Consider the following 23,044-nt stretch of genomic DNA (forward strand, 5'->3'; position numbering starts at 1 on the left):
TTATCCTGGCTGCCGCCACAACCCCGGGTGAAATTCGTGAAAAACACAGTCATTCTTGTCGTCTCTCTCGGCATTATCGCGGGGGCCTATGGCATGACCTTTGGCATGCCTGGTCCGGTCGCACAATTGTGGCAGGGCAAAACGCCCGAAAGCTCGGAAGCCGACGCTGGCACGGCGCAGCAGGCACGCGGCGGACCGCCGGGGGGCGGAATGCGGCGGGGCCAGGCCACGACCGTGGTCATCTCGCCGCTGGAAGAAACCAGCTATTCCCTTGTGCTGCGCACGGTCGGCACCGCCAGGTCGCTTCGCAAGGCCGACGTCACCGCGCGCGAAACCGGCGAAGTGGTCGAGAGCGCGTTGAAGGCAAATGCCCATGTCGAAAAGGGTGACGTTCTGTTGCGGCTTGACGACCGGTCGCAGCGGCTGTCGCTGCAGGTCGCCGAGGCCGAGCGGGATCAGGCGCGCGACACCTATGAGCGCTACAAGAGCCTGCGCGCCAACGGCAACCTGACCGTCACCGACGTCACGCTGAGCGAGGCCGAAGTTGCGCTGCGGCTGGCCGAAGCGAACGTGGGCATGGCCAGGCTGGCGCTGGAGGAACGCCGCGTCATTGCCCCGATCTCGGGGCGCATGGGGCTGAGCGACGTACAGGTGGGCGACGTGGTCAATGTCGGCGACGTGATCGTGACCATCGACGATTCCTCGACCCTGGTGGTCGAATTCGAGATCCCCGAACGCTCCATGGGTTTGCTCGAGATCGGCAAAACGGTCCTGCTTGGGACGCCGACCCATGCCGGCCGCGTGTTTCAGGGCCGCGTCACAGCCTTTGACAGCCGTCTTGACCCGGTCACGCGCAGCGTGACCGTACAGGCCGAGGTCGACAATACCGAAGGGCTTTTGTGGTCGGGCATGACTTTCACCGTGCGCATGATCGAAGAAACCGATCCCCTGCCGACCGTTCCGGCAACGGCCGTGACATGGGACCGCTCGGGGGCGGGCATCTGGGTGGTCGAAGACGGCCGCGCCGCGCGCGTGCCGGTCACCATCAGGTACCGCGACGGCGAACGAGTCTGGCTGGATACCACCGTGCCGGTCGGCGCCAGCGTCGTCATCGAAGGCGCCGCCAAGCTGCGCGAGGGCTCAATGGTGCAGGACGTCGAAGCGTTGCGTTCCGCCAAGGAGTCGAACACATGAGCCTGGAGAAGGTGCTGCACAGGACGGGACTTGCCGATCTCTTTGTCGCCCGGCCCATCTTCGGGCTTGTCATCAACCTGCTGGTCATCATTGCCGGCCTGGCCGCGCTGAGCGGCGTGGACGTGCGCGAGATGCCGGACGTGGATCGGCCGGTGCTGTCGATCCGCACAACCTATGAAGGCGCGACCCCGGCGACGGTCGACACCGAGGTGACCCAGGTTCTCGAGGATGCTCTGAGCGCGCTTGACGGCCTGTCCTACATGGAATCCGAATCCAGCTCGGGTTCCAGCCGCATCACCATCGACCTTTCGGATGGGATCGACGTGGACACCGCGGCCAACGAGGCGCGCGAGATCGTGTCCGCAACCATGCGGTCTCTGCCGGATGACGTGGACGACCCTACCGTGTCCAAGAGCGATATGAACGCCAACGCGATCATCCGCCTGGCGCTGATGGGTGATGCGACGCTGGACGAACTGACCCGCATCGCCGAGGGCCCGGTCTATGACAGGTTGTCGACCATCGATGGCATCGCCGAGGTCACGATCCGCGGCGACCGGCAGAACGAGTTCCGCGTGACCCTGGACATGCCGTCGCTGCTGGGCCGGGGCCTGACCATTTTCGACGTCAGCGACGCGCTGTCGGCCCTGCGCGACGATACCCCGCTGGGCGAACTGGATGGCCAGTCGCAGACCCTGACGCTGAGCGTGGGCAACGAGGATGTCACCGTCGACACCATCAAGAATCTGCGCATCAACGCCACCACTTCGGTGGCGGATGTGGCGCTGGTCCAGCTCGCGCCCGAGGAAGCCAGCATCTATTCCCGGGTCAACGGGCAGACCGCCGTCGGGCTGGACATCACCCGCCAGTCGGTCGGCAACACGCTGGAGATTTCGCGCGCCGTCAACGATGCGGTCAAGGAACTGCGCGACCAGCTGCCCGATGATGTGCAGCTGGTCATCACCTCGGACGATGGAATCTTCATCGAGGGGGCGATCTCGGAGGTGGTGAAGTCGATCGCGATGGCAACGGTCATCGTGGTCGCGGTGATCTTCCTGTTCCTGCGCTCGCCCCGGGCGACGGTCATTCCGGCAATCACCATTCCGGTCGCGCTGATCGGCACGGTGGCGGCGATCTGGCTTGCCGGGTTTTCGGTCAACACCATCAGCTTGCTGGCGCTGGTCCTGGCCACCGGCATGGTCGTGGACGACGCCATCGTGGTGATCGAGAACATCGTCCGCAAGCGCCGGCAGGGTATGGGGGCTTTCGCGGCGGCGGCCGCGGGCACCAACGAAGTGTTCTTCGCCGTCATCTCGACCACCGCGACGCTGGCAGCCGTGTTCATTCCCATATCGTTCATGCCCGGCCAGGCTGGTGGCGTCTTTTCCGAATTCGGCTTTGTCCTGGCCTTTTCGGTCACGCTCTCGTCGATGACGGCGCTGACACTTGCGCCGGTGCTGGCGAGCATTCTCGACCCGGGCAGGGGCGTGACGGCGCCTGTCGCGGCGCCCAGATCGGCCACCCGTCTTGCCCGCGGCTTTGACGCGGTGATGGACTGGGCGATCCGCAACCCGCTGCCGGTGCTGGCGGTTGCGGTCGGCTTCGTCATCATCGCCATCGGAACCGGCGCGAACCTGCCGTCCACCGTAACCCCGTCCGAGGACCGGGGCTTCTTTCTGATACGGGTGCGGGGCGCGCCGGACACGTCGCTTGACTATCTCGACAGCGAGGTGGCCCAGGTCGAGGACATCCTGACCGACTATCAACAGAGCGGCCAGATCGAAGCGGTGCAGAGCATCATCGGCGTGGGCGGCGGCACCAGCGCCTTCGCGATCGTGCGGCTGCCCGACTGGGAAGCCCGCGACTTCACTCAGCAGGAACTGATGGCGCAGATCAGTCGGCAGCTTGCCTTGATCCCCGGCGTGCAGGTCAACGCGATTTCGACCAACAGCCTGAACATACGCGGGGCGGGCAACGGGCTGAGCTTTGCCGTCACCGGTTCCAACCTGGAAGCGATTACCGAGGCCGCGGAAAGCCTTGTCGCCGCGATGGCGCAGGATGAAACCTTCCTGAACCCGCAATTGTCAAATGACAGCGTGGATGTGCAGCTGCAGGTCACGGTCGACGACGACGCCGCAAATGACATGGGGCTGGAACCCTCCGAGGTCACCGCGCTGATCCGCGCGCTGGTACAGGGCGACGTAGCCGTGAGCGTTTTCCAGGACGATACCGAGGTTGACATCAACGTCGTTCCCGGCGGACCGCCGCTGGACGATCCGTCCGACATTGCCTCGATCTCGGTTCGGCTTGACGATGGCACTTTCGTGCCGCTGTCCTCGCTGGCCACGATGGAAACCGTGGTCAGGCCGGCCCAGATCGAACGGCAGGGGGGGGCAATAGCCGTTTCGGCGCAAGCCAATCTGGCAGAAGGCGTGGATCTGTCCATGGCAATGGATCGGCTGCAGCAGATCGCCGACGAAGTCCTGCCGGACGGGATGGCCATTATCTTCACCGGCGAGGCTGCGACGCTGAACGAAAGCATGTCGTCGATCTACCTGGTCTTCGGAGTGGCGTTGGTGGTGGTGCTTCTGGTCCTGTCGGCCCAGTTCGAAAGTTTCGCCAGCGCGGTGGCAATCATGCTGACGGTGCCCTTCGGGCTTGCGGCTGCGGTTCTGGCCATCGCGGCGACCGGGGGTTCGCTGAACTACTACAGCCAGATCGGGCTGGTGATGCTGATCGGGGTCATGGCCAAGAACGGCATCCTGATCGTGGAATTCGCCAATCAGCTGCGCGAGGTCGGCGAAGACATCGACAGCGCGATTCGAAATGCCCTGCGCTTGCGCATCAGGCCGGTCATGATGACGATGGTCTCGACGGTGTTCGGCGGCCTGCCGCTGGTCCTTACCTCGGGCGCCGGGGCCGAGGCCCGCGTCGCGGTGGGCTGGGTCATCGTCGGCGGACTGGGATTCGCAACGGTGTTCACGCTGTTCCTGACGCCGATCTTCTATCGCTGGATCGCGGTCTGGGGCGCAACACCCGGTGCGGCGGCCAAACGCCTGGCCGCCGAGCGTGGACACTCGGCACCGGCATAGGCTGTGCCACGGGGCGCGGGGCGCCGTCCGCACCGTGCCCCGGCGGTTCTGGTCGATCTGAAAACAGTATCTGCGGGCGCGTTTCATTCGGTCCTTGGGCCGATTCGCGGCGCGCAGGTGTCACATGCCACTTGATGCCGAGCGTCCCGTCGGCAACGTGGTCAGGCACATGGGATTGCCGGGTTGCGCGGACCGCCTTGCCGGCCGATTGGTAAAAATCCTGCCACGGCGTGATCGACTTGACCGCCTGTCCCGGACAACCGGGCGGGTTGTCGAACCCGTCCCGCGCCACGCGTTCGATACCGCGAATCTTCCGGATCGTTGTTCGCAAGATGCGCGAAAATCCCGGTCGATCGCGATGCCATACGTGTTCTGCCGTGCGCCACGATGCTTGGCGGTGGCGTTGTCTGGGCAGAGGCGAGTTTCAGGGACGGGGCCAACCCGGCGCCCGAGATCGACCAGTTCCCGGCCCGCCGGAAAACCGGGCGGCCGCATACGGCAAAATTACCAAGTGAAGTTGTCAACTATTGATTGACATAGTTGACTGTTTCAGTCATTTATCTGCCAGCAGCGCGTACAATCCCAGTTGGATCAGGCAGTAAGGTTATCCGTATGTCCGTCGCGATCAGACTTGTCGAGACACCGTCCGGCGACCGGCGCGACCGTACCGGCCGCGACGAAGCCTCCGATTGCGCGCTGTGCTGGCAGGAGCTGGTCCATCTGGCCGTCGGAGGGGCATTTCCCGGCGGCCAATGGCTGGAACATGTCCTTGACCGGATCGAGCGGCAGCCATGATGCCGGTCGTCCCAGCCGCCTGTCGGGGTCAACGTGACGGCCGGGCAGGGCCGGTGGGCCGCGACTGGTGCCCAGTATCGGGCGGCGCCAGCTTCGGCAGGCAGAGGGTCGGCGTGCGAAGGATCGGAAGATGAAGTTGCGGTTTCGGGACATGGATGGCGCGCGGCGCGCCTTGCCGCAGCGTGGCGCGGCCCCGGTGGGCCATCTGCGCGAATTGCCGCCACTGGAGATGACGGCGGTCTTCTACTTCCGCGCCTGGTGCGCGGGCCTGCCCGATCGCGGGTATATCGCAAGGGACTTTCGCCTTGTCATGGGCGAGATTGCCGGCGACGAGGCCGCCGATGAGTTCGATGCGCTGATGACTGTCCTGACGCGCCATGCGCGCCGCCCGATCATGCACCATGCGCTGGATTGCGGCTGTCTTGGCGGCGACGAAAGCGCCTTTGCCAACATGATCGCCGCGGCGGCCGTCGGGGATTGCGACGACGCCCTGCTGTTCGCCGCCGCCCTGACGCGCGGTGATGCCGCATATCCGGTCGTCCGGATGGCACAGCGGATGGGGCGGGCTTTCCTGCGGGTGGCGCGCGTCGCCGATCACCTGCCCAGGCCGGACGTGACCGGCAAACCAATCCATCGACACTGAATGAGAGGCACAAGATGAAACACGCGTTTCTGGCCGCGCTTGCGGCGACCGCCGCGACCGCCTTCCCGGTCTGGGCCGTGGAGCGAGGCGAAGTCCTGGACACCTATGCCGACATTGCCCATGCGGCCTATTCCGACAGCCTGCAGGCGGCGCGCAAGCTGAAGGAAGCGGTGGATGCGCTGATTGCCACGCCTTCGCCCGAAACGCTTCAGGCCGCGCGCGAGGCCTGGATCCGCGCGCGTGTGCCCTATCAGCAGACCGAGGTCTTTCGCTTTGGCAACCCGATCGTCGATGACTGGGAAGGGCGGGTCAATGCCTGGCCCCTGGACGAAGGGCTGATCGACTATGTCGAGATGGGTGGCGAGAGCGACGAGAATCCCTTTGCCGGGCTGAACGTGATTGCCCACCCGGTCTTCACCCTGTCCGGTCGCGAGGTGGATGCGACGCGGATCACGCCCGAATTGCTGCGCGAGACGCTGCACGAGGCCGACGGGATCGAGGCGAATGTCGCCACGGGCTATCATGCGATCGAATTCCTGCTCTGGGGGCAGGATCTGAACGGGCATGCCCCGGGGGCGGGCAGCCGCCCATGGACCGATTACGCCCGGGGTGACGACTGTACCCATGGCAATTGCGACCGGCGGGCAGCGTATCTTTCGGTCGTGACCGACCTTCTGGTCGAGGACCTGGAATGGATGGCCAGCCAGTGGGAAGAGGGCGCCGCCGCGCGCGTCGCGGTCACGGCGGACGAATCCGCGGGCCTGCGCGCGATGCTGACGGGCATGGGGTCGCTGTCCTATGGCGAACTGGCAGGCGAGCGGATGCGGCTTGGCCTGATGCTGAACGACCCCGAGGAAGAGCATGACTGCTTCTCGGACAATACCCACAACAGCCATTACTACGACGGGCTGGGCATCGCGAACGTGTATCTGGGCGACTATGTCCGCATCGACGGGACGCGGGTATCGGGGCCGTCGCTGGCCGAGCTGGTGGCCAGCCAGGACCCGACGCTGGATATCGGGATGCGGCAGAGCCTGATGGAAACCATGATGGCGCTTGGGCGGATCAAGTCCGCCGCAGAGGCCGGTCTAGCCTATGACCAGATGCTGGAGCGCGGCAATGCCGGCGGGGAAAGGCTTGTCATGGATGGCGTCGAGGCCCTGATCGCCCAGACTCGCTGGATCGAGCGTGTCGTCGCCGCGCTGGATCTGGGCGATGTGACCATCGAGGGATCCGACAGTCTCGACAACCCGGGCGCGGTCTTTCAGTGACCGCCCGGATGCGGGGCGCGGGGGGCCGCGCCCGCCACCCCTGACAGGAAGGCCGCAATGATCGTCTGTCACTGCACCGGGATCACGGACCAGGACATCCACCGTGCCATCGACTGGATGCGCGCGGCCGATCCCACCGCCATCATCACCCCGCGAAAGGTCTATCGCGCCCTGGGCAAGAGCGCCGATTGCGGAGGCTGCATGTCGCTTTTCGTCGACACGATGCGGAAATCCCCTAACGTCGAAGTTCCCATGCAACTGCGCGGGCTGTCCCGCAAGGCAACACAGGAGAAACCCGATGAAAGGCGACCCGAAGGTCATCGACTATCTCAATCGCGCGCTGCGCAGTGAGCTGACCGCGATCAGCCAGTACTGGCTGCACTACAAGCTGCAGCAGGACTGGGGTCTGGGGCGGATGGCCAAGAAGAGCCGCGAGGAATCGATCGAGGAGATGCATCACGCGGACAAGATCATGGAACGCATCATCTTTCTCGAGGGTCACCCGAACCTGCAGAAGCTTGACCCGATCCGCACGGGCCAGACGCCGCGCGAATCGCTGGAATGCGATCTGGCGGCCGAACAGGAGGCCCGGGCGCTGTACAAGGAGGCGCGCGAATATTGCGCCTCGGTCGGCGACTGGGTCACCAAGCAGCTTTTCGAGGAATTGCTTGCCGATGAAGAAGGCCATATCGACTTTCTGGAGACCCAGATCGCGCTGCATGACCGGCTGGGGCCCGAGCGTTACGCGCAGCTCAACGCCTCGCCCATGGATCAGGCCGAGTAGCCTGGCTGCCGGAACGGCGCTTGTCGCCGTTCTGGCCTTTCCGGTCCTGCCCGTCGGCGCCGGGGATGGCCCCGGGGACGGCCTCGGGCACGGGCCGGTCGCGGTCCGCGGCGGCACGCCGCCCTGGGCCGGGCTCGAGGACGCGCATCTGGACTTCATTTCCCGGACCGACGACGAGCGCGCGCGCATTGCGCGCGTGACGGCTTGGCCCGGGGACTTTTCCGGCCCCTGGCCGTTCGAGGCCAATCAGGCCGGGGCGCAGACGGTGCGGCCACGCGCGAATGCCGATGCGTTTTCCCAGCCCGCCGCCAATCTGACCTTTCAGCAAGAGCTGGATTTCAAGGTCGGCAACGGCCTGTTCCGCCGCGTGTGGGTGTCCGCGCCGTCCTCGACCATCGCCTCTGACGGGCTGGGCCCGTTGTTCAACGCCCGGTCCTGCCAGAGATGCCACCTGAAGGATGGCCGCGGACATCCGCCCGAGGGGCCCGGCGACAATGCCGTCTCGATGTTCCTGCGCGTGTCGATCCCCGTGGATCTGGAGACCGCCAAGGCCGAGATCGAGAATTATATCGCCGGGACCCATCCGACCGCGCCGGACCCGGTCTATGGCGGACAGCTGCAGGATTTCAGCCTGCCCGGGATCCCGGCGGAATACCGGCTGAGCGTGGAATACGAAGAAATCGAGGTTCCCCTGTCGGGCGGAGAGGTCGCAACCCTGCGCCGACCGACCTATCGCGCGGCGGATCTGGGCTATGGGCCGCTGCATCCCGACGCCATGCTGTCGCCGCGCGTGGCGCCGCAGATGATCGGTATGGGTCTGCTGGAGGCGATTCCGGCCGAAGACATCCTGGCCTGGGCAGACCCGGACGATGCCGATGGCGACGGAATCTCTGGCAATCCCCAGATCGTCTGGTCGCGCGCCCTTGATCGCCCGATGCTGGGCCGGTTCGGCTGGAAGGCCGGCCAGGCGACGATCCTGGATCAGACGGCATCCGCCTTTGCGGGCGATATCGGAATCTCGAACCCGGTCTATCCCGAACCCTGGGGCGACTGCACCGAGGCCCAGACCGCCTGTCGCGACGCGATCCATGGCGGCGATGCCGAACAGGGCGGGTTCGAGATCGACGCCGAGGCGATGGAACTCGTGGCCTTCTACAGCAGGACGCTGGGCGTTCCGGCGCGGCGCGACGTGGACGACCCGCAGGTTCTGCGCGGCCGCAGGGTCTTCTACGATACCGGCTGCGCCTCGTGTCACCGGCCAAGTTACGTCACCCACCGCCTGAAGGGTGACGATCCGGCAAGTTTCCAGCTGATCTGGCCCTATACGGATCTTCTGTTGCACGACATGGGCGAGGGCCTTGCCGATCATCGCCCCGAGGGGCGTGCCGATGGGCGCGAATGGCGCACGCCGCCGCTTTGGGGCATCGGCATGACCCGGACCGTTTCCGGCCATACCTATTTCCTGCATGACGGCCGCGCCCGGTCGCTGCTGGAAGCCATCCTGTGGCATGGCGGAGAAGCCCGCGCCGCGCGCGATGCCGTCGTCGCCATGCCGCCCGAGGACCGGGCCGCCCTTGTCAAGTTCCTGGAGAGCCTGTGAAACACCTGATCATTCTTGCCGTGACGATCCTGTGCGCGCTGCCTGCCCGGGCGGGCGTGGATGACGTGCTGGAGCGGCACATCCTGCCGGGTCTGTCCCGATTTGCCCAGGCGGCCGAACGGCTGGATGCGGCGGCGCGCGCGGATTGCCGTGCGGCCGCATTGCGCGAACCGTTCCATGCCGCGTTCGATGCCTGGCTGCCGGTGGGGGACATCCGCCTTGGTCCTTCGGAACAGGCGGCATTGTCGATCGCCTTCTGGCCGGATCCGAAGGGTCATGGCCGGCGCGTCCTGGACCGCATGATCGCAGGGCAGGATCCCGTCGTTCATGATCCGACCGCCTACGCGACGGTGTCGATCGCCGGGCGGGGGCTTTTCGCGCTCGAGCTGCTTCTGTTCGATCCGGCCCTGTCGGATCATGGCGCCGACGACTTTGCCTGTGCGCTGGTCCGGGCGGTCGCGGGCGACCTGCGCGCTCAGGCCGCCGGCCTGGAGACCGCATGGCGCGTCGAGTTCGCGCCGCTTCTGCGCAATGCCGGCGCGCCGGACAATCCGGTCTATCTGGACGAAGCCGAAGCGCTGCGCGCGATCTATACCCAGATCCTGTCCAGCCTGGAATTCACCGCCGATCAAAGGATCGGGCGCCCGCTGGGCAGTTTAGACCGGCCAAGGTCCGGGCGCGCCGAGGCGTGGCGTTCCGGCCGGTCGCTGCGCAACGTGCTGATCGCGACACGGGGGGCGCATGCGCTTGCAACCGCCCTGGCCGATGGTCCGCTGCCTGACTCCTACGCGGCCCTGGCGCGTGTGGAGGAAGCTGCATCGCGGATCGTGGATCCCGCCTTTCAGGACATCACCGACCCGCAGGCATGGCTGCGGCTGGAAATCCTTCAACAGCGCGTGCGCGATCTTCGGGCCGCGATCGAGGCCGGGATCGGATCGCGCCTTGGCCTTTCGGCCGGATTCAATTCACAGGACGGAGACTGACCATGACCACAAGACGCGGCTTCATCGCGGCCCTTGCCGCGGCGGCCATGGCGCCCCGCATGGGATGGGCGGCCGTCGGAAACCCCGCCTATCTTGCCGCGGCCCGGGACCCGGACGGCACATTCGCGCTTTACGGGATCGATCCGGCCGGCGAAACGACCTTTCGCGTCGGCCTGCCGGCGCGCGCTCATGCCGGGGCCGCGCATCCCGCCCGGGCCGAAGCCGTGGTCTTTGCCCGCAGGCCCGGCCTGTTCGCGCTGGTGCTGGATTGCCGGACAGGCGCTGTGCTGCACCGGCTGTCGCCGCCTGATGGCAACCATTTCAACGGTCACGGCTGCTTTGCGGGCAGTGGCGATCTGCTTTTCACCAGCGAGCAGCTGGCCGATACCAGCGAGGGCCGCATCGGCATCTGGGATGTCCGCGCGGGCTATCGCCGCGTGGGCGAGCTGCGCTCGGGCGGGATCGGGCCGCATGAAATCCGTCTGATGCCGGATGGCGGTGCGCTGATCGTGGCCAATGGCGGGATCGCGACCGACCCGCAGGACCGGCGCAAGCTGAACATCGCGACCATGCGCCCGAACCTGACCTGCCTGAACCTTACCGGAGAGCTGCTTGACCAGGTCGAGCTGCCTGCCGAACTGTGGAAGAATTCGATCCGCCACCTGGCGGTCAGGCCGGACGGGCTGGTCGGCTTTGCCATGCAATGGGAAGGCGACCCGGCCGAGGTGCCGCCGCTGCTGGGGCTGTATCGGCGCGGATCGGCCCCAAGGCTGCTCGAGGCCCCGTTGGCCGAGGCGCTGGCCATGCAGGGCTATGCCGGCAGCGTCGCCTTTTCGGGCGATGGGCGCGAGATCGCGATCTCATCGCCAAAGGGCGGGCGTGTCCATCGCTTCGCAGAGGAAGGGGACTTCCAGGGGGCGGTCCGGCGGATGGATGTCTGTGGGCTGGCCCCGCGCGAAGACGGGTTCCTGGCCAGCGACGGCCTGGGCGGATTGATCGCCATCGTACAGGGCAGGAGCGAACCGCTGGCGCGGCAGGATTGTGCCTGGGACAACCATGTTGTCGTCTTGTGATCGCGGACCGCGACGGGCGGCGCGATGCGGGGGTTGCACCGGGTGGTGCGTCCAGTCAGGCCAGGGCGCCGCGCGCCGGTAGTCGTTGGCGGGCGGTCAGGGGGTTGGCCCCCGGGGCTTGCAATGGCCGCCTTTCAGGCGGCGCCGGTTTCGGGAATCGTCAGTCCGCAGGCACGTTCGAGAAACCGCGTCACGTGATCGACCCCCTGGCCATGGCGCAAGGCGGCAAGGACATAGGGTCGCCCGCCGCGCATCGCCTCGACATCGTCGCGATACCGGTCCATCGAAACTCCGACATGCGGGGCCAGGTCTGTCTTGTTGATCACGAGCAGGTCCGAGCGCGTCAATGCCGCGCCGCCCTTGCGCGGAATGTCGCCGCCCGCCGCAACGTCGATGACGTAGATCGTTGCATCGACCAGTTCGGGACTGAACGTGGCCGCCAGATTGTCGCCTCCGGATTCGATCAGGATCAGCGCCAGATCCTGGAAACGGGCCTGCAGTTCGGCCACTGCGGCAAGATTGATCGAAGCGTCCTCGCGAATTGCCGTATGGGGGCATCCGCCGGTCTCGATCGGCCGGATGCGATCCATCGGCAAGGCCTGCACGCGCATGAGATATTCGCCGTCCTCGCGTGTGTAGATGTCGTTTGTGATTACCGCCATGGACAGTCTGGGGGCCAATGCCCGGCACAGCATTTCGGTAAGGGTCGTTTTGCCCGCGCCGACGGGGCCGCCAATACCCACGCGCAGCGGGCCGTTGGGAGAGATCATGACCGGAATATCCTTGTTGGAAGGTTTTCGTGTTCGAGGCTTGCAAGATCGGCGCCAAGTGTGCAGCCGCCCAAGTCGTCCAGGCCGGACCGGGCGGCTTCGTCGGCAATTTCGATGATGAGCGGCGCGAGATCTGCGAGAATGGCCTGTCCTTCGCTTTGGCCCAGAGGGATATGACGAACCGCGATGGTGACAAGGTTCATCGCGAAGTTCTGAAGGTGCAGTAGCAGGGTTTCGTGCAGAGGCAGGCCGGCCGCGCGGGCCGCCGAACCCACTGCAATGGGCAGGGGCAGGGCAGGCAGATCGAGCTCGCCGGCGTTTACCAACGTGGCCGCAAATGCGGCGCCTTGCGCACGGGTTTCGGCGTGGCGTTCGCTTCCGGGGGCCAGGGCCGTGGCAAGATCGGCCAGTTCATCCAATGTTGCCGCGTCTTGCGCGCGCCACGCGCAGGCCAGCAATATGGCGTCGTTGCGACCTGCGCCCTTGGTGATGATTGCGCGCAGCCAGCGCGCGAAACCGGGCCCGTCGGAAACGCGCCCCGCGGCGATGTCCGTTTCCAGCCCGTGCGACCACGCAAACGCCCCGGTGGGAAATCCAGGCCCAAGCCACCGCGCGAGACGCAGGAGTATCGCCGCTTCAGTGGGCATGACCGTGGGTGCGACCGTGGCCATAGGCGCCTGACTCGGGCTCGAAGGGTTCAGTGACTTCGCGGATCGTTGCGCCAAGATGTGCAAGCATGTCGCGCAAAACATGGTCCCGCGCGATCAGCAGCCGCCCGGCTTCGATCTGGCATGGCGTGTGCCGGTTGCCGATATGCCATGCAAGCCGGGCCAGATCCCCACGCAGCTCCAGCAATGGTTCGCTGGCGGCATGGATGGCAACCACGCGTCCGTCGTCCAGTTGAAGCGCGTCTCCGTCCCGCAGGGACACCGCCTTGGGCAGGTCGACAAGCACCTGTTCCCCTGCTTCGGTCGTCAGGACCTTGCGGCGCAGGAAACGTTCTTCATGGGTCAGGGTGATGCGGCTTTCGGCGCGGATGCCGACCTTGGCGCGAAGGATGGTGTGACATACGTGCATGGGTTCAAAACAGAAAATAGCGTTGCGCCATCGGCAGCTCGCTGGCCGGTTCACAGGTCAGCAAGTCGCCATCGGCGCGAACTTCGTAGGTTTCGGGGTCGACTTCGATCACGGGCAGCGCATCGTTCAGGCGCATCGCGGACTTGCCTATGTCGCGGGTGCCGCTTATTGCCGCGGTGCTGCGGGCAAGCCCAAGCCTTGTGCCGATATCCTTTGCCTGCGCGGCCGCGCTGACAAAGGTGACGCAACTTTCGGTCACCGAACGCCCCAGCGCGCCGAACATGGGGCGCGAATACACGGGCTGCGGCGTCGGGATCGAGGCGTTGGGATCGCCCATCTGGCTCATGGCGATGGCGCCACCGATCAGCACCATGTCGGGCTTGACGCCGAAGAAGGCCGGGTCCCACAGGACCAGGTCGGCGCGCTTGCCTGTTTCGACCGAGCCGATCTCGTGTCCGATCCCGTGCGCGATGGCGGGGTTGATGGTGTATTTCGCGATATAGCGGCGGACGCGGAAATTGTCGTTCTCGCCCGTCTCCTGGGGCAGTCGGCCGCGCTGTTTCTTCATCTTGTCGGCGGTCTGCCACGTGCGGATGATGACCTCGCCCACGCGGCCCATGGCCTGGCTGTCGGACGCGATGATGGAAAATGCGCCCATGTCGTGCAGGATGTCCTCGGCGGCGATGGTCTCGCGCCGGATCCGGCTTTCGGCAAAGGCCACGTCCTCGGGGATGCTCTTGTCGAGATGGTGACAGACCATCAGCATGTCGAGATGCTCTTCGAGCGTGTTCACCGTGTAGGGCCGGGTCGGGTTGGTCGAGGCGGGCAGCACATTGGCTTCGCCGGCCAGCCGGATGATGTCGGGGGCATGGCCGCCGCCCGCGCCCTCGGTGTGAAAGGCATGGATCGTGCGGCCCTTCAGCGCAGCGATGGTGGTTTCGACGAAGCCCGATTCGTTCAGCGTGTCGGTATGGATCATCACCTGGACGTCGTGATCGTCCGCGACCGAAAGGCAACAGTCGATCGCCGCAGGAGTCGTGCCCCAATCCTCGTGCAGCTTGAGGCAACAGGCCCCCGCTTCGACCTGCTCGACAAGCGCGGCGGGAAGCGAGGCGTTCCCCTTGCCCGCAAAGCCGAAGTTCATCGGCAGACCATCGACCGCCTGCAGCATCCGCCCGATATGCCACGGTCCCGGCGTGCAGGTGGTGGCCAGCGTGCCATGCGCCGGACCCGTGCCGCCGCCGAACATGGTCGTCAATCCCGAATGCAGCGCATCCTCGACCTGCTGCGGACAGATGAAGTGGACATGGCTGTCGAATCCGCCCGCGGTGACGATCCGGCCTTCGGCGGCGATGATCTCGGTGCCCGGTCCGATGACGATGTCCACGCCCGGTTGGGTGTCGGGATTGCCCGCCTTGCCGATCCAGGCGATGCGCCCGTCGCGCAATCCGATATCGGCCTTGAAGATCCCCGTCCAGTCGATCACCAGGGCATTGGTGATCACCGTGTCCATTGCGCCCGCCGCGCGGCTGACCTGAGATTGTCCCATGCCGTCGCGGATCACCTTGCCGCCTCCGAACTTGACCTCTTCGCCATGAATGGTCAGATCGCGCTCGACCTCGATGATCAGGTCGGTATCGGCCAGGCGCACGCGGTCGCCGACGGTCGGACCGTACATGTCGGCATAGGCCGCGCGGCTGATACGCGTGGTCATTGCAGTGCCCCCATGACAGATGCGTTGAAACCGAACATCCGGCGCATCCCGGCATAGGGGATCAGGCGCACCTGGCGCCGTTGGCCGGGTTCGAAGCGGACGGCAGTGCCGGCAGGAATGTCCAGCCGTCTGCCCCGGGCTTGCACGCGGTCGAAAGACAATGCCGGGTTCGCTTCAAAGAAATGATAATGCGACCCCACCTGGATTGGCCGGTCGCCGGTATTGACGACCTCGAGGGTGATGGCTTCCCGGCCATCGTTCAGGACGATTTCGCCATCGGCGGGCAGGACTTCACCGGGTATCATCGAACTCTCCTTCAACCGGCAATGATCAGGCTGCCACCCAGAATGCAGACGATGCCGCCTGTTGCGCGCGTGGCCAAGGTCGCACCCGGGCGGGCAAGAACGGCCCCCGCAATCAGCCCGACAAGATGCAGCAGCGCCGTCGTGACAATGAAACCGACAAGAAAGACGGGCGCGGAACTTCCGCCCAGTTCGTTCGCATGCGCGATCCCGTGCGCAAGGCCCATCGGGGCGACCAGCGCGCAGGCATATGCGTCGGGCAGCCGCACCGACAGGGCCACAAGCGTACCCAGAACCATCAGCGAGCCCAGGATTGCGGGCTCGACCATGGGCGGGGCCACGCCTGCCAGGGCCAGGCCGAAGCCCGCCGTCATTGACGCCAGAAAGCTTGCCGGCAGGGCAAGCATTGTACGCCCCCCCGAAATCGCCGCCCAAAGGCCGATCGCGATCATCGCCAACAGGTGATCGGTGCCGCCAATAGGGTGGAGAAGCCCCGCGACCAGCGAGGATTGATCATGATGTAGCCCTGCATGGGCCCAGGCCGGACCCGCCAGCGCGAGCGGGATCACGGAACCAACAGCGCGCAAATTCATGGTGAATTCTCCTTTGTCGATCGTCTCTGCATCGTTCACCGGACCGGGTGATGTACGGTCACCAGTTTGGTGCCGTCGGGAAATGTTGCCTCGACCTGCACCTCGTGGATCATGTCCGGCACCCCTTCCATGCAATCCTCGCGCGTGACCACATTCGCGGCGGCTTCCATCAGGTCAGCCACGCTGCGCCCGTCACGGGCGCCCTCGACGACGAAATCGGTAATCAGGGCGATGGTCTCGGGGTGGTTCAGTTTCACGCCCCGTGCCTTGCGCGCGCGCGCAACCATCGCGGCGACGCTGACCAGAAGCTTGTCCCTTTCACGCGGTGTCAGTCGCATCCGTCTTCCTCAATATTGCCATACCGCCGGTACGGTGGCGCCCAGCACCGGCAAGATGTGCGCCAGCAACCGCTTGACCGGCGCAAGATCGTCGCCCAACACGCGCACCACCAGCCGGCCGTCCCAGGCCGACGCCGCCGCGCGCGGCGTGGCCTCGCGCAGGGCAGAGCGCACCCGTGACACCATCGCTTCGGCGTTGCGGTCCACCAGCACGATCAGCGCGAACGCCTGAGCGCCGGCCAGCAAGGCGGGGTCATGCGTCGTCTCGCCCAGCTCGCCCCCCATTCGCAGCGCCTCGGCGTGACACAGCCGCCCGCCGCGCCGGATTCGCCAGCGATCCCTCAGCCATGATCTTGTGACCTGTTCGCCCATCGCCTTGCGCCCCAACACCACGGTTTCGACACCCAGAAATCGAGCATCCTCGGCCATCTCGACGTCAATCGTCCGATCCAGTGCCGCGCCCTGAAACAGGATCGTTTCCTGTGGAAGCCACGAGATCGAGCAGCCATGCCCAATTTTCAGGCGCGTCGCGATCGCGGCCGTGCCGCCGATGCTGCGGTAGATCCTTTCGGCGGCCTGTGTCGTTAGCACCTGGGCCGCGCCGTCCGAGGTTTCGGCCGCAATCAGGAAGCGATCGCCTCCGGTCAGGCCGCCAGCCGTGTTCAGGATGACCCCAAGACTTTGCCCATCATGGGTTCTGGGCAATAGCAGACGGCCACAGCCCGATTGTTTCAACCGCCCCAGCCGGGTTCCGACCCGGCTGATTGCCACCGCGCCGCGCGCGCGCTGCAAGCGCACCGCGCCCTCAGACGGCAAGCAATTCACGAACATCGCTCTCGACCATTTCTTCGCGCAGGCCCGCCTGGATGACTTCGCCGCGGTCCATCACGACGAAACTGTCGGCCAGATCGCGCGCGAAGTCGAAATACTGCTCGACCAGTATGATGGCCATGTCCCCGCGATCGCGCAGCCATGCGATCGCGCTGCCAATGTCCTTGATGATCGACGGCTGGATGCCCTCGGTCGGTTCGTCCAGCACCAAAAGGCGAGGGCGCGTCACCAATGCACGCGCGATGGCAAGCTGTTGCTGCTGGCCCCCGGACAGATCGCCACCACGTCGGTCCATCATTTCCCGCAGGACAGGGAACAGGTCCAGAACCGATTCAGGTATGCGCCTTTCGCTTCGTGGCAGGCATGCAAGGCCGGTTTGCAGGTTCTCGCGCACCGTAAGTTGCGGGAAGATCTCGCGCCCCTGGGGAACGGTGGCAAAACCGTTCCTTGCGCGCCTGTATGCGGGCCAACGCGCGACATCGGTCCCGTTCCACAGGATCTGACCGCTCGCGACCGGCAGTCGGCCGCAGATCGCGCGGATCAGCGAGGTCTTGCCCACGCCGTTGCGGCCCATGACGGCTGTCACCTTGCCGGGCTGTGCCTTCAGCGAGACGGATCTCAGCACCTGGCTGGCGCCGTAGAACAGATCGACATTCCTGACATCCAGCATTCCTAGCGCCCCAGATAGACTTCGATCACTTCGGGATTGGCGGAAACGAAATCGAGCGGGCCTTCGGCCAGCACGCGCCCCTGGTGCAAGACCGTGACCTTGCACCCAAGCGCGCGCACGAAGTCCATGTCATGTTCGACGACGATGACCGCCCGGTGGCCGGCGATGCTGCGCAGAAGCTCGGCGGTGCGCATGGTTTCTTCGTCGGTCATGCCCGCCGCGGGTTCATCGACCAGCATCAGGTCGGGATCCTGCGCCAGCAACATCCCGATCTCCAGCCATTGCTTTTGCCCATGCGACAAAGTGCCGGCAAGGTCGTTGCGTGACGCGGCCAGCCCGATCCGATCGGCGATCTGCATGATATCGGCATGCATGGTCCGGCTGGAACGGCCGAACAGGCGTGCTGTCAGGCCCCGCTGACCCTTCAGCGCCAGTTCGAGGTTTTCGGCCACGGTCAGACTGTCGATAACGGTCGGTTTCTGGAATTTCCGACCAATTCCCAGACGCGCTGCGGCGACTTCGTCAATGCGGCTCAGATCCACCTTTTCCTTCCAGAAGACCTGGCCGCGATCGGGATGGGTCTTGCCCGTGATGATGTCCATCATCGTCGTCTTGCCGGCCCCGTTGGGGCCGATGACGGCGCGCAACTCGCCTGGCATGATTACCAGGGACAGGCCGTTTATCGCCGCAAATCCATCAAAGCTCTTGGTGACGCCCGACAGATAAAGGAGCGATCCGCTCATGTTTCGATCTCCTTTGTCCGCATCGAAGCGAATGCGCGCAGCCGGGTCAGACCGGTTTCGATCGCGCCCAACACGCCACCCGGCAGCCAAAGGGTGACCATGATGAACAGCCCGCCCAGTGCGAACAGCCACAACTCGGGCAACCAGCCCGTCAGGACGGTTTTCGCCAGCGTCACGAGAAATGCGCCGAGCGCGGCGCCGATCAGCGTTCCCCGCCCGCCAAGCGCGACCCAGATGACGATCTCGATGGAATTGGCGGGCGAGAATTCGCCGGGATTGATGATTCCGACCTGCGGCACGTAAAGCGCACCGGCCACGCCCGCCATCGCTGCCGAGACGGTGAAGACGAAAAGTTTGTAGTGCTCGACCCGGTAGCCGAGAAAGCGCGTGCGCTCCTCGGCGTCACGGATCGCAACGAGCACCCGGCCAAGCCGTGATGCGGTGATCCATCGCGCGATCATAAGGCCCCCCGCCAAGGCCACCGCCGAGGCCACGAACAACCCCGTCCGCGTCGAGGCGGCGGTCAGGTCAAGGCCAAGGATGTCCTTGAAGTCGGTCAGCCCGTTGTTGCCGCCAAAGCCCATCTCGTTGCGAAAGAAGGCAAGCATCAGGGCATAGGTCATCGCCTGGGTGATGATCGACAGGTAAACACCACTCACGCGGCTGCGGAAGGCGAACCAGCCGAACACGAAGGCCAGAAGCCCCGGCGCCGCCATCACCATAAGCGCGGCGAACCAGAACCGGTCGAAGCCAAGCCAGAACCAGGGCAGCTCCTGCCAGTTCAGGAACACCATGAAATCGGGCAGAACCGGGTCGCCATAGACGCCGCGCGGGCCGATCTGGCGCATCAGATACATCCCCATCGCATAGCCCCCGAGCGCGAAGAAGGCGCCGTGGCCAAGGCTGAGGATGCCGCAAAAGCCCCAAACCAGATCAAGCGCGACGGCAAGCAGCGCGTAACACAGATACTTGCCGACCAGGCTGACAAGATAGGCCGGCACCAGTTGACCTGCGGCGGCCGAGCTGGCCATGGGCAGCGCCACGGTCAGGATGAACAGCCCGGCGAGGAAAACGCCCATGCGGCGGTCGATCAAACGGGCCATGTTCAAGCCTCCGCCGCGCGCCCGCGTAGGGCGAACAGCCCGCGCGGCCGTTTCTGGATGAAGAGGATGATGAAGACGAGCATCAGGATTTTGCCCAGCACCGCGCCGGTCCAGGGCTCGAGAAGCTTGTTCGTGATGCCAAGGCCAAAGGCCCCGGCAAAGGCGCCCCACAGGTTCCCCGCGCCACCGAAGACGACGACCATGAAGCTGTCGACGATGTAGCTTTGTCCAAGATTGGGACTGACATTGTCGATCTGGCTCAGCGCCACGCCCGCAAGCCCGGCGATGCCGGCGCCCAACCCGAAGGTAAGGGCGTCGATGCGGCCGGTATCGATGCCCATTTCGGCGGCCATGGGACGGTTCTGCGTCACCGCGCGCATCTGCAGTCCGAAGAAGCTGCGCCGCAGCACAAGCAGCAGGGCGAAGAAGACGGCGAGCGCGAAGATCAGGATCCACAGCCGGCTCCAGGTCACCGTCATCTGCCCGATCTCGAATGCGCCGGACATCCAGGACGGGTTGCCGACCTCGCGGTTGTTCGGTCCGAAGATCGTCCGCACCGCCTGTTGCAGGATCAGGCTTACGCCCCATGTGGCCAGCAGCGTCTCGAGCGGGCGGCCATAGAGATGGCGCACGATCCCGCGCTCGATGGCGATGCCCACGCTGCCGGCGACCAGCACCGCCAGCGGCGCGGCGATCAGAAGCGACCAGTCGAACAGCCAGGGAGCGGCACCCCGGATCGCCTCCTGCACGGCGAAGGTCGTGTAGGCGCCCAGCATGACCAGCTCGCCATGGGCCATGTTGATCACGCCCATCACCCCGAAGGTGATGGCAAGCCCGATCGCGGCGAGCATCAGCACCGATCCCAGCGACAGCCCGTACCAGACATTCTGGGCAATGGCCCACACCCGCTGAGCCTGTTCGATCCGGGACAGCGCCTCCCTGACCTCGTTGCCGATCGCGGGGTCGGAGGCGTGGGGCGCAAGCGCCGCCTGTGCCGCGGCATCGCCGCGCGCGCGCAGGATCGCGACGGCGGCGCGCTTTTCCTCCACCGGGGCGTCGGTGTCCAAGATCGCCACTGCGCGGGCCTCGGCCAGCGCGGTGGCGACCTGTCTGTCAGACTCGGCCGCCAGCGCGGCATCCAGGGCTTCGATGTTAGCCGGATCGCCGCTCGCGAACACCGACTGCGCCGCCATCAAGCGCGTTTCGCGATCCGGGCTCATCAGCGACAGCGCCCCGATCGCCGTGCGCAGCATCCCGCGCAGACGATTGTTGGTCTTGATCTTCTCGGTGCTGCCGGCCAGCACCCCGCCAAGGTTTTCGCCGCTGAGCGCATCGATGGCCGTCGCGCCGCCAGCGCTGTCCACAAGGATGACGATCCGCCCGTCATCCTTGCGCGCATGCAGCCGCCCCTCGAGCAGCGCGTTCAGCACCTCGGCGGCGCGCGGGTCGCCGGTACGTGAGATTGCGTCAATCACCTTTGCGCGGTCCGCGTAGCTGCCGTGGGGCAGGCGCTCCACGAGCTCTTCAAAACCGGCGGTGCGGCCTGCGGCAGGCAGCACCACCAAAAGGGCCATCAGCAGGGCCGCGAGATACGGGCGAAAGGGCAGGCAGAGCACGATCTTCATCTTTCCCGTTGAGAGGTCACCTTGGTTTCAGGGGGCGGCGGGAATGGGGGCGGGGTCCTGGCCCCGCCGCCATATGGCCCGTCGCCGGTCCGGCCCCTTGGCCGCGCGCGTCAGGCGCCGCCGCAGCGGCCCAGCTCGACATTGAAGTTTCCGCAGGACATCGGCGCGCGCCAGTCGGAGATCAATTTCGCGCTGTCGGGCAGGTAGTCCGACCATGCGTCGCCGACCACAAGGCCGGGCGTTTCCCACACTACCGAGAACTGCCCGTTTTCCTGAATTTCGCCCACCAGCACGGGCTTGGTGATGTGGCGGTTGGGCATCATGGTTGAAAACCCGCCGGTCAGGTTCGGCACCGATACGCCGACGATGGCGTCGATCACCGCGTCCGGGTCGGTCGTGCCGGCCTTCTCGACCGCCTTCACCCACATGTTGAAGCCGATGTAATGGGCTTCCATCGGGTCGTTGGTCACACGGCTTTCGTCGCCGATGAAGGCATGCCATTTGGCGATGAAGTCGGCGTTCTCGGGCGTGTCCACCGACATGAAATAGTTCCAGGCCGCGAGATGGCCGACAAGCGGGGCGGTGTCGAGCCCGGCAAGTTCCTCCTCGCCGACCGAGAAGGCGACCACGGGAATGTCCTCGGCCGAGATGCCCTGATTGGCCAGCTCCTTGTAGAAGGGCACGTTGGCATCGCCGTTGATGGTCGAGACCACGGCCGTCTTCTTGCCCGCCGAGCCGAAGGCCTTGATGTCCGAGACGATCGTCTGCCAGTCGGAATGGCCGAACGGGGTGTAGTTGATCATGATGTCCTCGGGCGCCACGCCCCTCGACTTCAGATAGGCTTCGAGGATCTTGTTCGTGGTGCGCGGATAGACGTAATCGGTGCCGGCCAGTACCCAGCGCTCGACGCCGCCGCCATCCTCGCTCATCAGATAATCGACCGCCGGAATGGCCTGCTGGTTGGGCGCGGCGCCGGTGTAGAAAACGTTGCGTTCGCTTTCCTCGCCTTCATATTGCACGGGGTAGAACAACAGGTTGTTCAACTCCTTGAACACCGGCAGCACGGACTTGCGGCTGACGGAGGTCCAGCAGCCGAAGACCGCGGCGACCTGGTCCTTCTCGATCAGCTCGCGCGCCTTTTCGGCGAACAACGGCCAATCCGAGGCGGGGTCGACGACCACGGCTTCCAAGGGGCGGCCAAGCAGGCCGCCCGCCCGGTTCTGTTGCTCGATCAGCATCAGCATCACGTCCTTGAGCGTGGTTTCGGAAATTGCCATCGTGCCTGACAGCGAATGCAGGATCCCGACCTTGATGGGGGCAGTCTGCGCGCGCACCAGCGCGGGCGCCGCCAGAAATGCCGAGGCCGCGACGCTGCCCTTCAGAAATTGTCTCCGTTTCATGTTCCATGCCCCTGTTTGCATTGCGGTTACCGTTCGTGCGCAGATTGACCCTGTCCGGTGCCATGTGGCGCCGGCGCCTTCGTGTCGGACCTGACGGCACGTATCCTTTGCGTTCCCGCACTGACCGTGGGCATGGCCGGACCCCTGGGCCACAGATCCGTCGGAATTGCCCGTCCTTGCTCCGCGGTTGGCGCTTCAGGGTCAGGCTGATTGCCCATGTGCAATTGCGTCAAGACGCGGCGCGTGGTGCTGGCCGGCTTGAGGAAACTTGCCCATCGAACAGGCAGGGACACGGCAATTTGCGCCCAAAGCGGGCAGGATCGCGACGGTCAGGGCGAAAGAACCTGCTCAGCCGGGCATGGGCCGAGGCGCCCCATGCGTGCTGTCTGGCCGCGTCTGCTGCCAAGTCGGGGACTGGCCGCATTCCGGGGCCCACTGATATC

23 protein-coding genes are annotated in these 23,044 nt (G+C 65.5%); 10 read left to right on the top strand and 13 right to left on the bottom strand.

Going from position 1 to position 23,044, the window contains the following annotated elements; translation table 11 throughout:
* Positions 1–36 precede the first annotated feature (36 nt).
* The 10 genes from LV82_RS07565 (at position 37) to LV82_RS07610 (ending at position 11,435) form a co-directional block, all read left to right on the top strand.
* Positions 37–1,194, top strand: coding sequence for an efflux RND transporter periplasmic adaptor subunit (locus LV82_RS07565; protein WP_104070805.1), 1,158 nt, complete (start codon positions 37–39; stop codon positions 1,192–1,194).
* The gene (locus tag LV82_RS07570) at positions 1,191–4,286 is read left to right on the top strand and encodes an efflux RND transporter permease subunit (RefSeq protein ID WP_104070476.1); all 3,096 of its coding nucleotides are present in this window, start codon (positions 1,191–1,193) and stop codon (positions 4,284–4,286) included. The genes LV82_RS07565 and LV82_RS07570 overlap by 4 nt, the downstream gene beginning before the upstream one ends.
* Positions 4,287–4,898: 612 nt before the next feature.
* A complete protein-coding gene (locus LV82_RS07575) occupies positions 4,899–5,081 on the top strand; it encodes a hypothetical protein (protein ID WP_104070478.1) in 183 nt (60 codons plus the stop codon).
* 130 nt (positions 5,082–5,211) lie between these two features.
* Positions 5,212–5,724 carry a hypothetical protein gene (locus tag LV82_RS07580; protein WP_146065142.1) on the top strand — a complete coding sequence of 171 codons (513 nt, stop codon included), beginning with the start codon at positions 5,212–5,214 and terminating at the stop codon, positions 5,722–5,724.
* 14 nt (positions 5,725–5,738) lie between these two features.
* Complete coding sequence (locus tag LV82_RS07585; RefSeq protein ID WP_104070482.1) at positions 5,739–6,995, top strand: imelysin family protein; 1,257 nt, start codon at positions 5,739–5,741, stop codon at positions 6,993–6,995.
* Positions 6,996–7,052: 57 nt separating this feature from the next.
* Positions 7,053–7,346 carry a (2Fe-2S)-binding protein gene (locus LV82_RS07590; protein WP_104070483.1) on the top strand — a complete coding sequence of 98 codons (294 nt, stop codon included), beginning with the start codon at positions 7,053–7,055 and terminating at the stop codon, positions 7,344–7,346.
* Complete coding sequence (bfr, locus tag LV82_RS07595) at positions 7,294–7,779, top strand: bacterioferritin (protein WP_104070484.1); 486 nt, start codon at positions 7,294–7,296, stop codon at positions 7,777–7,779. Before LV82_RS07590 ends, bfr begins: the two co-directional genes overlap by 53 nt.
* A complete protein-coding gene (locus LV82_RS07600; RefSeq protein ID WP_104070486.1) occupies positions 7,715–9,379 on the top strand; it encodes a di-heme oxidoreductase family protein in 1,665 nt (554 codons plus the stop codon). Before bfr ends, LV82_RS07600 begins: the two co-directional genes overlap by 65 nt.
* Positions 9,376–10,362 carry an imelysin family protein gene (locus LV82_RS07605; RefSeq protein ID WP_104070488.1) on the top strand — a complete coding sequence of 329 codons (987 nt, stop codon included), beginning with the start codon at positions 9,376–9,378 and terminating at the stop codon, positions 10,360–10,362. The genes LV82_RS07600 and LV82_RS07605 overlap by 4 nt, the downstream gene beginning before the upstream one ends.
* A gap of 2 nt (positions 10,363–10,364) precedes the next feature.
* Positions 10,365–11,435 (top strand): DUF1513 domain-containing protein, encoded by a 1,071-nt coding sequence (locus LV82_RS07610; protein ID WP_104070489.1) that lies wholly within the window; start codon positions 10,365–10,367, stop codon positions 11,433–11,435.
* 134 nt (positions 11,436–11,569) lie between these two features.
* On the opposite strand, the gene ureG is transcribed toward LV82_RS07610, so the two are convergent.
* From ureG to urtA, 13 genes are all read right to left on the bottom strand, one after another.
* Positions 11,570–12,205 carry an urease accessory protein UreG gene (gene ureG / locus LV82_RS07615; protein ID WP_104070491.1) on the bottom strand — a complete coding sequence of 212 codons (636 nt, stop codon included), beginning with the start codon at positions 12,203–12,205 and terminating at the stop codon, positions 11,570–11,572.
* Positions 12,202–12,852, bottom strand: a complete 651-nt coding sequence (locus LV82_RS07620) for an urease accessory protein UreF (protein ID WP_104070493.1) — start codon at positions 12,850–12,852, stop codon at positions 12,202–12,204. Before LV82_RS07620 ends, ureG begins: the two co-directional genes overlap by 4 nt.
* Positions 12,842–13,282 carry an urease accessory protein UreE gene (locus LV82_RS07625; protein ID WP_104070494.1) on the bottom strand — a complete coding sequence of 147 codons (441 nt, stop codon included), beginning with the start codon at positions 13,280–13,282 and terminating at the stop codon, positions 12,842–12,844. Before LV82_RS07625 ends, LV82_RS07620 begins: the two co-directional genes overlap by 11 nt.
* Before the next feature lie 4 nt (positions 13,283–13,286).
* A complete protein-coding gene (gene ureC / locus LV82_RS07630; protein WP_104070496.1) occupies positions 13,287–14,996 on the bottom strand; it encodes an urease subunit alpha in 1,710 nt (569 codons plus the stop codon).
* Positions 14,993–15,301 carry an urease subunit beta gene (locus LV82_RS07635; protein ID WP_104070498.1) on the bottom strand — a complete coding sequence of 103 codons (309 nt, stop codon included), beginning with the start codon at positions 15,299–15,301 and terminating at the stop codon, positions 14,993–14,995. The genes ureC and LV82_RS07635 overlap by 4 nt, the downstream gene beginning before the upstream one ends.
* A gap of 11 nt (positions 15,302–15,312) precedes the next feature.
* A complete protein-coding gene (locus LV82_RS07640; protein ID WP_146065143.1) occupies positions 15,313–15,891 on the bottom strand; it encodes a HupE/UreJ family protein in 579 nt (192 codons plus the stop codon).
* A 35-nt stretch (positions 15,892–15,926) separates the two neighbouring features.
* Complete coding sequence (locus LV82_RS07645) at positions 15,927–16,229, bottom strand: urease subunit gamma (RefSeq protein ID WP_104070502.1); 303 nt, start codon at positions 16,227–16,229, stop codon at positions 15,927–15,929.
* Between the two features lie 9 nt (positions 16,230–16,238).
* Positions 16,239–17,027, bottom strand: coding sequence for an urease accessory protein UreD (locus LV82_RS07650; protein WP_170063381.1), 789 nt, complete (start codon positions 17,025–17,027; stop codon positions 16,239–16,241).
* Positions 17,028–17,034: 7 nt separating this feature from the next.
* Positions 17,035–17,730 carry an urea ABC transporter ATP-binding subunit UrtE gene (gene urtE, locus LV82_RS07655; protein ID WP_104070506.1) on the bottom strand — a complete coding sequence of 232 codons (696 nt, stop codon included), beginning with the start codon at positions 17,728–17,730 and terminating at the stop codon, positions 17,035–17,037.
* Positions 17,731–17,732: 2 nt separating this feature from the next.
* Positions 17,733–18,473 carry an urea ABC transporter ATP-binding protein UrtD gene (urtD, locus tag LV82_RS07660; protein WP_104070508.1) on the bottom strand — a complete coding sequence of 247 codons (741 nt, stop codon included), beginning with the start codon at positions 18,471–18,473 and terminating at the stop codon, positions 17,733–17,735.
* Positions 18,470–19,576, bottom strand: a complete 1,107-nt coding sequence (urtC, locus tag LV82_RS07665; protein ID WP_104070510.1) for an urea ABC transporter permease subunit UrtC — start codon at positions 19,574–19,576, stop codon at positions 18,470–18,472. Before urtC ends, urtD begins: the two co-directional genes overlap by 4 nt.
* A gap of 2 nt (positions 19,577–19,578) precedes the next feature.
* A complete protein-coding gene (gene urtB, locus LV82_RS07670) occupies positions 19,579–21,201 on the bottom strand; it encodes an urea ABC transporter permease subunit UrtB (RefSeq protein ID WP_245873110.1) in 1,623 nt (540 codons plus the stop codon).
* A 110-nt stretch (positions 21,202–21,311) separates the two neighbouring features.
* Positions 21,312–22,601, bottom strand: a complete 1,290-nt coding sequence (gene urtA / locus LV82_RS07675) for an urea ABC transporter substrate-binding protein (RefSeq protein ID WP_104070512.1) — start codon at positions 22,599–22,601, stop codon at positions 21,312–21,314.
* Between the last annotated feature and the right edge of the window lie 443 nt (positions 22,602–23,044).

The organism is Albidovulum inexpectatum (assembly GCF_002927635.1).
GTDB lineage: Bacteria > Pseudomonadota > Alphaproteobacteria > Rhodobacterales > Rhodobacteraceae > Albidovulum > Albidovulum inexpectatum.